Source organism: Kitasatospora sp. NPDC001159, assembly GCF_053598235.1.
This window is the reverse complement of the sequence record NZ_JBSFJV010000148.1, coordinates 1-12,758: the sequence shown is the minus strand read 5'-3', so window position 1 is coordinate 12,758 and position 12,758 is coordinate 1. Positions and strand designations below refer to the sequence as shown.

General features: G+C 74.4%; 13 protein-coding genes. 8 read left to right on the top strand and 5 right to left on the bottom strand.

Features of this window, described 5'->3' with window-relative positions; translation table 11 throughout:
- Positions 1–313: 313 nt before the first annotated feature.
- Both ACWC9T_RS38200 and ACWC9T_RS38195 read left to right on the top strand, forming a co-directional pair.
- Positions 314–1,738: an acyl-CoA synthetase gene (locus ACWC9T_RS38200; RefSeq protein ID WP_449825641.1), complete on the top strand. Its 1,425-nt coding sequence runs from the start codon at positions 314–316 to the stop codon at positions 1,736–1,738.
- Positions 1,739–2,002: 264 nt separating this feature from the next.
- The gene (locus tag ACWC9T_RS38195; RefSeq protein WP_449825640.1) at positions 2,003–2,872 is read left to right on the top strand and encodes a C40 family peptidase; all 870 of its coding nucleotides are present in this window, start codon (positions 2,003–2,005) and stop codon (positions 2,870–2,872) included.
- Between the two features lie 76 nt (positions 2,873–2,948).
- On the opposite strand, the gene ACWC9T_RS38190 is transcribed toward ACWC9T_RS38195, so the two are convergent.
- Entirely contained in the window at positions 2,949–3,179 is a 231-nt protein-coding gene (locus tag ACWC9T_RS38190) for a hypothetical protein (protein WP_449825639.1), read from the bottom strand.
- Positions 3,180–3,445: 266 nt separating this feature from the next.
- On the opposite strand from ACWC9T_RS38190, the gene ACWC9T_RS38185 reads away from it, so the two are divergent.
- Positions 3,446–4,513 (top strand): NUDIX domain-containing protein, encoded by a 1,068-nt coding sequence (locus ACWC9T_RS38185; protein WP_449825638.1) that lies wholly within the window; start codon positions 3,446–3,448, stop codon positions 4,511–4,513.
- A gap of 82 nt (positions 4,514–4,595) precedes the next feature.
- Positions 4,596–5,459: a DUF4184 family protein gene (locus ACWC9T_RS38180; RefSeq protein ID WP_449825637.1), complete on the top strand. Its 864-nt coding sequence runs from the start codon at positions 4,596–4,598 to the stop codon at positions 5,457–5,459.
- On the opposite strand, the gene ACWC9T_RS38175 is transcribed toward ACWC9T_RS38180, so the two are convergent.
- On the bottom strand, positions 5,410–6,774 hold the full coding sequence (locus ACWC9T_RS38175) for a M20/M25/M40 family metallo-hydrolase (RefSeq protein ID WP_449825635.1): 1,365 nt from the start codon (positions 6,772–6,774) through the stop codon (positions 5,410–5,412). The genes ACWC9T_RS38180 and ACWC9T_RS38175 overlap by 50 nt on opposite strands.
- Before the next feature lie 283 nt (positions 6,775–7,057).
- On the opposite strand from ACWC9T_RS38175, the gene ACWC9T_RS38170 reads away from it, so the two are divergent.
- Together ACWC9T_RS38170 and ACWC9T_RS38165 are read left to right on the top strand one after the other, a co-directional pair.
- The gene (locus ACWC9T_RS38170) at positions 7,058–8,263 is read left to right on the top strand and encodes a geranylgeranyl reductase family protein (protein WP_449825642.1); all 1,206 of its coding nucleotides are present in this window, start codon (positions 7,058–7,060) and stop codon (positions 8,261–8,263) included.
- 200 nt (positions 8,264–8,463) lie between these two features.
- Complete coding sequence (locus ACWC9T_RS38165) at positions 8,464–8,586, top strand: hypothetical protein (protein ID WP_449825634.1); 123 nt, start codon at positions 8,464–8,466, stop codon at positions 8,584–8,586.
- Between the two features lie 7 nt (positions 8,587–8,593).
- Here ACWC9T_RS38165 and ACWC9T_RS38160 read toward each other — a convergent pair whose 3' ends face one another.
- Both ACWC9T_RS38160 and ACWC9T_RS38155 read right to left on the bottom strand, forming a co-directional pair.
- A complete protein-coding gene (locus ACWC9T_RS38160; RefSeq protein WP_449825633.1) occupies positions 8,594–8,998 on the bottom strand; it encodes a RidA family protein in 405 nt (134 codons plus the stop codon).
- A gap of 63 nt (positions 8,999–9,061) precedes the next feature.
- Positions 9,062–9,868 carry an ATP-grasp domain-containing protein gene (locus ACWC9T_RS38155; protein WP_449825632.1) on the bottom strand — a complete coding sequence of 269 codons (807 nt, stop codon included), beginning with the start codon at positions 9,866–9,868 and terminating at the stop codon, positions 9,062–9,064.
- 180 nt (positions 9,869–10,048) lie between these two features.
- Here ACWC9T_RS38155 and ACWC9T_RS38150 point away from each other — a divergent pair, with 180 nt between their 5' ends.
- On the top strand, positions 10,049–10,822 hold the full coding sequence (locus ACWC9T_RS38150; protein ID WP_449825631.1) for an enoyl-CoA hydratase family protein: 774 nt from the start codon (positions 10,049–10,051) through the stop codon (positions 10,820–10,822).
- A 27-nt stretch (positions 10,823–10,849) separates the two neighbouring features.
- Here the strand turns inward: ACWC9T_RS38150 and ACWC9T_RS38145 are convergent, their stop codons facing one another.
- A complete protein-coding gene (locus tag ACWC9T_RS38145; protein ID WP_449825630.1) occupies positions 10,850–11,623 on the bottom strand; it encodes a maleylpyruvate isomerase family mycothiol-dependent enzyme in 774 nt (257 codons plus the stop codon).
- A 188-nt stretch (positions 11,624–11,811) separates the two neighbouring features.
- Here ACWC9T_RS38145 and ACWC9T_RS38140 point away from each other — a divergent pair, with 188 nt between their 5' ends.
- Positions 11,812–12,567, top strand: coding sequence for an acyltransferase (locus ACWC9T_RS38140; RefSeq protein WP_449825629.1), 756 nt, complete (start codon positions 11,812–11,814; stop codon positions 12,565–12,567).
- Positions 12,568–12,758: the final 191 nt, after the last annotated feature.

The window sequence follows — 12,758 nt, the reverse complement described above, 5'->3', positions numbered from 1 at the left end:
CGAGGCCCCGATCTTCGAGCTGGTCGACTACGGCGTGGTCGGCGACCTCTTCGAGGTGCTGCCGCAGCTCACCGCCGAGGTGAAGGCCCGCAAGGCCTGAGCAGGGCGATGGGCCGACAGGCCGACAGATAGACAGGCCGTCAGGCCGGAGGGCGTGGCACCGGGTGTTCGGTGCCACGCCCTCCGTCGTTCGCCCCGGTCCGCAGGCGCGCAAGCGACGGCCCGTAGAGTCGGCCCGACAGCGCGGCCGCGACAGCGCAAGGCGCGGTGGCGTTCGGCGCGACCAGGGTGAGACGAGGGCGAGGACGGAAGCATGGCACTTCTGACGGCACTTCAGGGTGACTACGGGGACGCGGCGGACGCGCTGCGGATCGACGGCCGGGCGCTCTCCCGGGAGGACCTGCTGGGCGCGGCGACCGTCGTGGCCGACCGGGTGGCCGGGGCTCCCGCGCTCGCGGTGCTGGCCCGCCCCACCGTGGAGACGGTCACCGCAGTGGTCGGCGGCCTGCTGGCGGGCGTCCCGGTGGTGCCGTTGCCGCCCGATTCCGGCCCGAAGGAACGCGAGCACATCCTGCGCGACTCGGGCGCGGCGCTGCTCGCGCACGCCGCCGGGGAGGCCGCGCCCGAGGGCCTTTCGGTGGAGGCCCTGCCGGTCGACCCCGCCGAGCGCTCCGCCGCCGGTCACGCCGAGCCGGCCGCCGACGCGACCGGCTTCGTGCTCTACACCTCGGGCACCACCGGCGCGCCCAAGGGCGCGGTGATCCGGCGGGAGGCGATCGCCGCCGACCTGGACGCCCTCGCCGCCGCCTGGCAGTGGACCGCCGATGACACCCTCGTCCACGGCCTGCCGCTGTTCCACGTGCACGGGCTGCTGCTCGGCGTGCTCGGGGCCCTGCGCGCCGGCAGCAGGTTGGTGCACACCGGGCGGCCCACCCCGGCCGGGTACGCGGCGGCGGGCGGCAGCCTGTACTTCGGCGTGCCCACCGTCTGGTCCCGGCTGGCGGCCGACCCCGAGGCGGCCGCCCGGCTGGCCTCGGCCCGGCTGCTGGTCTCCGGCAGCGCGCCGCTGCCCGTGCCGGTGTTCGAGAAGCTGGCCGCGCTCACCGGGCACGCCCCGATCGAGCGGTACGGGATGACCGAGTCGCTGATCACCGTCAGCACCCGGGCGGACGGCGAGCGGCGCCCGGGCAGCGTGGGGCTGCCGCTGGAGGGGGTGCGCACCCGGCTGGTCGGCGAGGGCGGCGAGCCGGTGCCGTACGACGGGGAGAGCGTCGGTGAGCTGCAGGTCTCCGGGCCGACCCTGTTCAGCGGCTACCTCAACCGGCCGGACGCCGACGCCGAGGCCTGGACAGCGGACGGCTGGTTCCGCACCGGGGACGTCGCGGTGATCGGGGCGGACGGCTTCCACCGGATCGTCGGCCGCGCCTCGGTGGACCTGATCAAGAGCGGCGGCTACCGGATCGGCGCCGGCGAGGTGGAGGCCGCGCTGCGGGACCACCCGGCGGTCGCCGACGCGGCGGTGGTCGGCGCGCCGGACGAGGACCTCGGACAGGCGATCGTCGCGTACGTCATCCCGGACGGCGACGTGACGGGGGAACAGCTGACGGCCTTCGTGGCCGAGCGGCTCTCGGTGCACAAGCGGCCTCGCCGGGTCGTCCTAGTGCCCGAACTACCCAGGAACGCCCTGGGAAAGGTGCTGAAGAAGCAGCTGCTGACGGAGGCCGAAGGCCGGTGCTGAGGGGGCGTCGGGTGAGCTTCTGGTGACGGGACGTCACTCTGACGACCCGTCGGTGCCTGCCGTCCGACATACCTTCCTTTGGCGCACTCCACTGCGCGCCGTGAGGGAACGCGTGCTTAACGTGACACGCAGGCAGAACTGGATCTGCCGAGCGTACGAACCGGCGATGCCGGGGCGTACCGCGTGTCCGGAGCAGTTTCCGCAGCCGCCCGTGCGGCGGCCGTTCGCACCAGTGCGTTCGCAGCAGTGAAGGAAGTCAGCAGAATGACCACCGTCAACACCAGCGCGCCGGATGCCGCCGACGAACCGACTGGGCAGCTCGCCCCCGCCGGCCGTTCCGGCCGCCCCGCCCGTTCCTCGCGGGCCGCGCGGATCCGTCGGGGGATGGGCATGGCGGCCGTGATCGTGGTCGGCACCGGGGTGATCGGCCTCGGCACCGGCGTGAGCCCCGCGGCCGCGGAGCGGGCGCCGGCGCACGCCGGGTGGGACGGCTCGCGGTACTGGTTCAAGAACAGCCAGGGGCAATGGCGTTGGACCACGCACTACAGCGTCTACGTGGCGCGGACCAGCGGGGCGACGTCCTCGTCGGCGCCGTCCGCGAAGTCGAGCGGCGGGATCAAGCAGGGCTGGGACGGCTCGCGGTACTGGTTCAAGAACAGCCAGGGCGAGTGGCGTTGGACCACGCACTACGACCTCTACCTGGAACGAACCGGCGGGGGCTCGTCCTCCTCCGGCTCCTCGGGCTCGTCCGGTGCCCAGACGGCGGCGGATCGGAACGTCGAGGCCGCCGTGCAGTACGCGCTCGCCCAGGTCGGCAAGCCGTTCATGACGGCCGGCAACGGGCCGGACGGGTACGACTGCTCGGGCCTGGTGCAGCAGTCCTTCCGGCGCGGCGGCATCAACCTGCCTCGGATCGCCAACGACCAGTACGCGGCGACCACGCCGATCAGCGCGAACCAGTTGCGCCGCGGCGACCTGCTGTTCTGGTCGCCGGACGGTACCCGGCGCGGTATCCAGCACGTGGCGATCTACCTCGGCAACAACCAGTACGTCGAGGCGGCGCGGCCCGGGACGAAGGTCCGGATCTCGGGGATCAGCAGAGGCTACTACCCGGCGTACATGGGGCGGCCGTAGCGGGTCCGCCGGTACCGCGGGCCAGGGGTGCCGCCGTTCGCTTCGGCATCCCTGACCCGCGCCCGTCCGCAGGCCCTCACAGGTCGGCCGGCGCGGTGTGCGGCCAGCGGGTGCCGCCGTTCGGGCCCGTGGCGGGGAGGGCGGCGGAGGTGGCGCGGATGCACTCCGCGGGGACCTCGTTGCTGGTGAGGAGCACGTCGACCGGGAGCAGGTGCAGCCGGGCCAGGGCGGCGGTGACCTCCTCCGGTGGGGAGGGGAGCGGGCGGGCGCAGGGGCGGCGCGCGCGGCGTACGGGTGGGGCGCGCACCGGAAGTCGGCCGGTCCGACTTCTTGTGCGAAGGACGTAGGGGCTGGGTGCAGCTTTGGCGTCGAACGGTCTGCCCACCTCCCGTCCAGGCTCCTGGCCTGGGCACATGCCTCTGTCAAGGGGCGGGCCGGGGCGCGTGGGCGGGCGCTACGCGCAGGTATGGGGAGCGGCGCGTCGCGGGTACCACCACGGGTGGCGCTGGTTCGGCCGACGGGGGCGCTGCCCGGTGCGAACGGCATCGGGGCAAGTCGAGGGCAGGGGACGTTGTGATCGTCTGGGTCAATGGCACATTCGGGGCGGGCAAGACGAGCGCCTGCCGCGAGTTGGTGGAACTGCTGCCCGGGAGCGTGCTCTTCGATCCCGAGCTGGTGGGCTTCGGTCTGCGCCGGATGCTTCCGGCCGACCGGCTGGCGGCGGTGTCCGACTTCCAGGACCTGGCGGCCTGGCGCCGGCTCGTCCCCGAGACGGCGGCGGCATTGCTCGGTGAGGTCGGTGGGCCGCTGGTGCTCCCGATGACGCTGCTCAGAGAGGACTACCGGGACGAGATCTTCGGCGACCTCGCCTCCCACGGGATCGCGGTGCACCACTTCGTTCTGGACCCAGAAGAAACGATCCTGCGCGACCGCATCGCGCGTCGCGAGGAGTGCCCGGGCGATCCGGAGGCCAGCGAGCGGGCCCGCAGCTGGTGCCTGGAACACCTGCCCCGCTACCGGGCCGCCCGCCGCTGGCTGGTCGGCGACGCCCGGATGCTCGACACCAGCGAGCTCACCCCGCGCGAGACCGCGCACCGGATCGCCGAGCTGGTCCGGGTCGGTGCCGCACGCTGCCCGATCGTCCAGACCCCGGACCCGACCGGGGACACCGTGGCCTCCGCGGTGCTGTTCTTCGACGAACAGGACCGGGTGATGCTGGTCGACCCGGTCTACAAGCCAGACTGGGACTTCCCCGGCGGCGTGGTCGAACGTGGCGAGGCCCCCACCGACGCCGCCCTGCGCGAGACCGCCGAGGAGCTGGGGCTGCGGCTCGACCCCGCCACCCTGCGGCTGCTCGCCGTCGACTGGGAGCCGCGCACCGGCCCGCACCGAGGCGGCCTGCGGCTGATGTACGACGGCGGACTGCTGGACGACGCGGGCCGGCAGAACCTGCTGCTGCAGCAGGAGGAGCTGCGCGGCTGGCGGTTCGTCACCCTCGACGAGGCGGCCGACCTGCTGCCTCCGAGCCGCTACCGGCGCCTGGGCGCCGCGTTGGAGGCGCGGCGGAGCGGGGAGCTGCGGTACCTGGAGGCGGGGTGTCGGGTGGCGCTGGGGCTGGCCAGCACGGCGGACGCGGCGTAGGTCCGCGCCGGCCGGTGGGGCGGATGCTGGCCGGGCCGGCCTCGGTTGGCCCGGCGGGGGGTGCGGGCGTCAGGATGGGCGCATGCCGTTCACGTTCAGTCATCCCGCCGCCGTCCTGCCCCTGCTGCGCGCCGCCGGGGAGCGCGGGCCCCTGGTGGCCTCGGCGCTCGTGGCCGGGTCGATGGCGCCCGATGTGCCGTTCTTCGCCGAGTCGCTGCTGCCCGGGGTCTACGAGCACGGCGGGCTGCTGCACCGCTGGTGGGCGGTGCCGACCGTGGACGTGGCGATCGCCGCCGCGCTGGTCGCGGGGTGGCACGGGCTGCTGCGGGCGCCGCTGGTGGGGCTGCTGCCCGAGCGGTGGGCGGGCGGCGCCGAGGCGCTGACGGTCCGCCGGGCCGGGGGCGGCGGCATCCGCGGTGCGGACGCGGCGTGGTTCCTCGGGTCGGCGGCGATCGGCGCGGCCACCCACGTCGGCTGGGACGCGTTCACCCACGGCGACCGGCTGGGCGTGCGGCTGCTGCCCGTACTGGAGCGGAAGGTGGCCGGGGTCCCGCTCTACGAGGTGCTGCAGTACGGGACTTCGGCGCTCGGCCTGGCCGCGATGGCGGGCTGGGCGGTGCGTACGGTGCGGGCGGTCGAGCCGGTGCGCCCCGCCGTCCGGCCGGTCGCCCGGACCCGGCGGGTGGCCGTCGCGGCGCTGGGCGCGGCGACGGCGGCCGGGGTGCTGCACCGGCTCAGCCCGCTGCGCCGGAACCTGATCCCGGAGGTCTGCTTCGGCGCCGGGGCCGGGCTCGCGGTGGGCGCGGTCGGCTACGCGGCGGTGGTGGCGGCCGCCCGCCGGTGGCGGGGCGGGCGGCCGGCGGCGGGCCCGGAGGTCCGCCAGGTCCCGACTGCCGTCAGGCGGAACGCAGTTCCGCGTAGCGGCGCAGGAACAGGGCCTCGGTGAGGGCCATCCGCTCCAGCTCCTGCGGGTCGACGCTCTCGTTGACCGCGTGGATCTGGGTGGTCGGCTCCTCGACGCCGATCAGCACGATCTCGGCCTTCGGGTAGAGCGAGCGCAGGGTGTTGCAGAGCGGGATCGAGCCGCCCTCGCCGGAGGCCACCATCGGGGTGCCGAAGGCCTCGGCCATGGCCTCACCCATCGCCTCGTAGGCCGGGCCGCTGGTGTCGGCGCGGAACGGGGCGCCGTTGCCCTGGCGCTCGATGGTCAGCCGGGCGCCGAGCGGGACCTGCGCCTCCAGGTGGGCGACCAGGGCGTCCTGGGCGGCGTCCGAGCTCATGCCCGGCGGGACGCGCAGGCTGATCAGCGCCTTGGCGGCGGCCTGCACGGAGGAGGTGGCACCGATCACCGGCGGGGCGTCGATGCCGAGGACGGTGACGGACGGGCGGGCCCAGAGCCGGTCGGCGATGGTGCCGGTGCCGGTCAGGGCGACGCCGTCGAGCACCTTGGCGTCGGCGCGGAACTGCTCCTCCGAGTACTGCACGCCCTCCCAGGTCTGGTCGGCGGCCAGCCCGGCGACCGTGACGTCGCCGTTCTCGTCGTGCAGCGAGGCGAGCATCCGGACCAGGCACTGCAGCGCGTCCGGGGCGGCGCCGCCGAAGGCGCCGGAGTGCAGGTTGCCGCCCAGGGTGGTGACCGAGGCCTCGACCACCGTCATGCCGCGCAGTGAGGCGGTCACGGTGGGCAGGCCGGGGGCGAAGTTGCCGGTGTCGCCGATGATGATCGCGTCGGCGGTGAGCAACTCGGGGTGGGCCTCGGCGTAGCGCTCCAGGCCGCCGGTGCCCTGCTCCTCCGAGCCCTCCACGATGATCTTCAGGCCGACCGGGTAGGCGTCCCCGTACACCTGGCGCAGCGCCCGCAGGGCGGTCAGGTGCATCAGGATGTTGCCCTTGCAGTCGGCGGCGCCGCGCCCGTACCAGCGGCCGTCACGCTCGGTCAGTTCGAAGGCCGGGCTGATCCAGGAGTTCTCGTCGAGCGGGGGCTGGACGTCGTAGTGCGAGTAGAGCAGGACGGTCGGGGCGCCCTCGGGGCCGGGCAGCTCGCCGTAGACGGACTGGGTTCCGTCCGGGGTGTCCAGCAGCTGGATGTTGGTCAGGCCCTCGGCGGCGAAGGCGTCGGCGACCCAGCGCGCGGCCTTCTGGCACTCCTCCACCGGGAACTGGCGCGGGTCGGCGACCGAGGGGAAGGCGACCAGTTCGGCGAGGTCGGTGCGGGCACGGTCCATCAGGGACCGGACGGCGTCGGCCAGGGGCTGTGACATCGGGACTCCGAGGGGGCGGGTCCGCCCGTGGGATGGTACGGGCGGAGTGGTCGGTTGGGGTACCGCCGATCATAGGCGGAGGCGGTTGCCGGGTGTTACGACGTCCGGGTGGCTGTGCGGACGCATAGGATTGCTCGACGTGACTGACTCCGGAAGCTCCGATTCCCGTAGCCCGCTCGACCGTACGACCGCGCCGGTCGACAGTGAGGCGTCCGCGCCGGTGTCATCGGCGCCGGTTGAGGCGTCAACGGAGGCCGCGCCGACCGCGCCGGCCCTGTCCACGGTGTCGGCCGGGTCGCCGGCGGCTGCTGAACAGCCGGACGGCGTCTGGGACGTCGTGGTGGTCGGTGCCGGACCGGCCGGGGCCTCCGCCGCGTACGCGGCCGCCGCGCGGGGTCGCCGGGTGCTGCTGCTCGACAAGGCCGAGCACCCCCGCTACAAGACCTGCGGCGGCGGCATCATCGGCCCCTCCCGGGACAGCCTGCCGCCGGACTTCCAGCTGCCGCTGCAGGACCGGGTGCACGCCGTCACCTTCGCGTACGACGGGCGGTACACCCGGACGCGTCATTCCAAGCGGATGCTGTTCGGGCTGGTCAACCGGGACGAGTTCGACCTGCGCCTGGTGCAGGCGGCCAAGCAGGCCGGGGCGGTGCTGGTCACCGGAGTGACCGTCACCGGGGTCGAGCAGCGCGGCGGCGAGCACCGGACGGCGCTGGTGACGGCGGCCGACGGGCGCACCTTCGAGGCTCGCGCGGTGGTCGGCGCGGACGGCAGCGCGAGCCGGATCGCCCGGCACGTGGGCGTCACGTTCGACCAGATCGACCTCGGCCTGGAGGCGGAGATCCCCGTCCCGCCGCAGGTCGTCGCCGACTGGTCGGGCCGGATCCACCTCGACTGGGGCCCGCTGCCCGGCAGTTACGGCTGGGTGTTCCCGAAGACCGAGTCCAGCAGCCTGACCGTGGGCGTCATCTCGGCGCGCGGCGACGGCGAGCGGACCAAGCGGTACCTCGCCGACTACATCCGGCGGTTGGGCCTGTCCGGATTCACCCCGAGCGTCGAGTCAGGGCACCTGACCCGGTGCCGGGCCGAGGACTCGCCGCTCTCGCGCGGCCGGGTGCTGGTCGCGGGCGACGCGGCAGGGCTGCTGGAGCCGTGGACCCGGGAGGGCATCTCCTATGCGCTGCGCTCGGGCCGGTTGGCCGGCGAGTGGGCGGTGCAGATCGCGGAGGCGGGCAACGCGGCGGCGGTGCGGCGCGAGGCGCTGAACTACGCGTTCGCGGTCAAGGCCGGGCTGGGCGTGGAGATGCGCGCGGGCAAGCAGCTGCTGGGTGCCTTCGAGCGGCGGCCGTACCTGTTCCACGCGGCGGTCTGCCTGGTGCCGGCGGCGTGGCGGGCCTTCGCCCGAACCACCCAGGGACACACGAGCTTCGCGCAGGTGCTGCGGCGTTACCAGGGGGCGCGACGGCTGGCGGCGATGGCTTCGCGGTAGGGGTTGTCGGTTGCGGGTGGGGCCGGCGTTCTTCCGTTTCGGGGAGGAGCGCCGGCCCCACTTGCGTTGCGGGGTGGGCAGTGCCAGCAGTCTGCTGCGCACGCGCGGGCGTCCCGCCCGGGATCGAGCGGACACGGTTCTCCCTGTGGCTGTGGGGGTTGGACAGGGGGCGTGGAACCGGGGGTGATCCGTGTGCCGCCGTGATCGGCTTCGGGCTGGTCGGGTGGGCGGTCCAGGGCGCGGTGCTGGCGGCGGCGGGCCTGGCGGTGGGCCCCGCCGTCCGGTGGGCCGGACAGCGGGAGCTGCGGCTCGCGGCCGGGTGAGACGTTGCTACTCCTGGACGACCGCCATCGCCTCGATCTCGATCAGCACATCCGGCCGGAACAGCGCCGCGACCTGCATCGCGGATGCGGCCGGGAGCGGCAGGTCGCCCAGGTACTCGTCGCGGGCCTCCCGGATGGCGGGGAGGTAGCCGATGTCGGTCATGAAGAAGGTGAACTTCACGACGTCGGAGAAGTCGGCCCCGGCGGCGGCCAGGCAGCGGCGCAGGTTCTCGAAGACCTGCCGCGCCTGGGCCTTCGGGTCGCCCTCGCCGACCAGGTTCCGGTGCTCGTCGAAGGCGACCTGGCCGGAGACCTGGACCAGTCGGCCGGTGCCGGTGACGACCTGGGTGTAGCCCGTCCCCGGGGCGACGCCGGGCGGCTCGATGACGTGGGTGAGGTGCGTGGTGGTCATGGCGCATGATCGTGCGTCATCGCTAGCCCGTGCTGCAAGCGATGACGCCGGTCAAGTGGCCGGTCAGTGCACCACGTCGGGCAGTTCGCGCCGGAACGGCCGGTCGGTGGCGGGCAGTTGGGCGGCCGGGCCGGCCGAGCGCAGCACCACGTCCAGGACGTCGTCCGGCTCGGCGGCGTAACCACCGCTGGCCCAGGCCGCGTTGGCCTCGACCACTGCCCAGCCTTCGTCGGTGCGCCCGACGTCCACCACCACCGCGCTCGGCAGCGGGGCGTGCGCGGCCGAGGCGGCCAGCACGTCCCGGGTGAAGGCCAGCACCTCGGCCTGCTCCCGCCCCAGCGGCTCGACGGACAGGTCACCGTCCACCGCGTAGCGCGAGCCGGCCCGCACCGCGCCGTCCAGCACGAACAGCCGGTACTCCGCGTGGAACCGCACCACCTCGCTGACCAGCACCGGTGTGTCGCCGTCCAGCAGCTCGGGCCCCGGCAGCGCGCCGCCGTCCGGGTAGACCCGGGCGGCGAACAACTTGTCCGCCGGCGGCTTCACGAAGGCCGGGCCGCGCAGCTCGCGGGCTCCGGCCAGCGTGGTGGCGGACACCCGCCGTCCGGTCAGCGCGCGCGGCAGCCGGGCCAACCAGTCCTCGGTCGGCTCCAGCAGGGCGAGGCCGAGCTCCCGTCCGACCGCGTCGCCGAACAGCGGCCCGCCGTACACGTGCACCGGCGCGCCGAGCAGTTCGCGCGGCGCCTGCCAGGACGTCGCGGTGTACGCCCGCAGGCCGCGCAGCCCGGCGGCGGTGCGCAGCTGGCGGCTGGTCTCGTTGACGCGGGGTGCGAGCAGCAGGACTGGCGAGTCGGTGATCATGACGTCCATGCTGCCGGGCGTACCGCGGCCTCCACCAGCGGATTTCGGTGCGGCAGGCTGAGGGCCCCGAGCGATTGGCTCTGGCCGAGGGGCGGGTGGGCGTGCCAGAGTCGTCCGGGCGCGGTCCGGGTACCCCGGACCAGCGCCCGCAGTCCGACCCACCCTCAGCCGGAAGGCAGGCCCACGCCGATGACCAGCGCAGAGCCCCTCGTCCGCGTCAGCACCGCCGACGCCGTCACCACGCTCACCCTCGACTCGCCGCACAACCGCAACGCGCTCTCCTCCCGCCTGATGTCCGAGCTGCACGCCGGGTTGGCGGTCGCGGCGGCGAACGGGGACGTCCGCGCGGTGGTGCTCGCCCACACCGGCAAGGTGTTCTGTGCGGGCGCGGACCTCTCCGAGGCGACCGGCGCGGACCCGACCGTCGGCCCGCGCGGCCTGGTCGAGCTGCAGAAGGCGATCGTGGACTGCTCGAAGCCGGTGATCGCCGTCATCGACGGGCACGTCCGGGCCGGCGGCCTCGGCCTGGTCGGCGCGGCGGACCTCGCCATCGCCGGACCGGCCGCGACTTTCGCCTTCACCGAGGTCCGGCTCGGCCTCGCGCCCGCCGTCATCTCGCTGCCGCTGCGCCCCAAGCTGGACCCGCGAGCCGCCTCTCGCTACTACCTGACCGGCGAGGTCTTCGACGCCGCCGAGGCGGCCCGGATCGGTCTGCTCACCCGGGCCACCGAGTCCTCCGAGGACACCGGGGTGGTGCTGAAGGGCCTGCTGGACGCGCTGCGCCAGGGCTCGCCGCAGGGGCTCGCGGAGTCCAAGCGGCTGGCCAACGCCGAGGTGGTGCGCTCCTTCCAGCGGGACGCCGACGAACTGGTGCAGTTGTCGGCGCGGCTGTTCAGTTCGGCGGAGGCGCAGGAGGGCATGCGCGCCTTCCTGGAGAAGCGGCCCGCCGCCTGGGTGCGCTGAGGGCCTTCCCCCAGGCGGGGCTGAGGATCAGCGGATCGCTGCGGTGTCCCGCCAGAGGCCGAGCAGGTCCCGGTCGCCGCTGAGCGCGACCTGCCCGGCCTGCTCGGCCTGTTCGACCGTCAGCCGGTTCCAGAGCAGCAGGTAGAGCCCGCGGGCCGGCCCGCTGATGGTCAGGTCGGCCGGTTCGGGCCGTTCCTCCGTGGTGACGGCCAGCGGCTCACGGGTGATGGTCAGGTGCCAGGAGCCGGGGCCGTCGGTCGTGCGGACCTGGACGGTGCGCAGGATGTCGCTGTGCACCTTCGCCCGGCCGCGGACCATGAAGCCGCGCAGCAGCTCGTCGATGCCGTCCAGGGCGAGCGCGGGGTCCACGGCCGGGCCGGGCTTCCCGGCTGCCGCGTCGGCGTCGAAGCGGTGGACAGCGGTCTCGTGGGCCTGACGTCGGGCCCAGAAGGCCAGCGGGCTGGGCGCGGGCAGGAAACTCCAGCACTCGACGTCGGCCGGGGCCTCGGTGAGCGTCGTCACCAGGGCGGCGTGGCCCTCGCGGAACCAGTCGAGCAGCGCGGCGTCCGAGGGCTGCGGTCCGAACGCCTCGTGCTCGCCCGCCGGGTCCAGCGGCGCCCGCAGGCCCTTCGCCGGGTGGGCGGCGGCCCAGCGGTGGACCCGGCCGACGTGCCGCAGCAGGTCGCCCAGCCGCCACTCCGGGCAGGTCGGAACGGGGGCGGCGAGGTCGGTACGGTCGGCGGCCTCGGCGAGCAGCTTGCCCTCGAGACGCAGTGCGTCGATGTGTGCGGAGATCTCCATGGGACGGAGTCTTTCACCGCCGCTCCGCCTCGGTGGCGGATTTCGGACGGCCATGGGGCCGGTGCGGGCGGGGTCGGCGGGGCCGGTGCGACAGGGCCGGTGGGGCTGGTGCGACAGGGCCGGTGGGGCCGGTGTGATGTCGGACTCCCGGCGGACGGGCGGATGCTACGGACCGGTAACGTGAGCGCATGCCGATAACCCGTTCCCTTCTCTCCGCCGTCCGGGCCGGTGGCCGCAGGGCCGCCGGGCGCCTCGTCCACCGGGGCTGGCGCTGGGTGCAGCGGACCGGCGCGGTCACCAACCGGAACCCGGGTCCGTACCGGTTCGGCGAGCTGGGGGACGGCACGACCCTCGCCTTCCCGCTCGGGGCGGTGTTCAACGAGCAGTGGATCACCATCGGGCCGTTCTCGATCATCGGCGAGCGGGTCACCATCAGCGCCGGCTTCCTGCCCGGGCTCGACCTCGGGCCGGAGCCGATCGTGCGGATCGGCGGCGGCTGCGTCATCGGCCGGGACAGCCACATCGTCGGCCACGAGTCGATCGTCATCGGTGACGACGTCTGGACCGGTCCTGGCGTGTACGTGAGCGACCAGGCGCACGAGTACCGCGACACCGAGCTGCCGATCGGCAAGCAGTGGCCGCGCAACGAGCCGGTGGAGATCGGCGCGGGCAGCTGGATCGGCACCGGCGCGGTGATCATGCCGGGGGCGCGGATCGGGCGCAACGTCGTGGTCGCGGCGGGCGCGGTGGTGCGCGGTGAGGTGCCCTCGCACTGCGTGGTCGCGGGGGCGCCCGCCAAGGTGGTGCGCCGCTGGACCGAGGAGGAGGGCTGGCAGCCGCCGCTGCGCCACGAACCACCCCGGCCGGTGCCGGACGGGGTGACGGCGGAGCAGCTGCGCGCCCTGGTCGGCTGGGACCTGCGGCTGCCGGGGGAGCAGGGCTGAGGACCGTCCGTGGCCCACGTCTCGTGGCCTGCTGATCCCCGCTCGTCCCCGGCACCCGCGTCACCGTGCCCGGCGCGCGCGGGTGCCGTGGTGCAACTAGGGCGTGTCTCTCCGATCATCTGACTCGTTAGATTGGTATGGCTGGTCGTGGTGATCTGACGGACGAGGAGTGGGCTCGCTTGGAGCCGCTT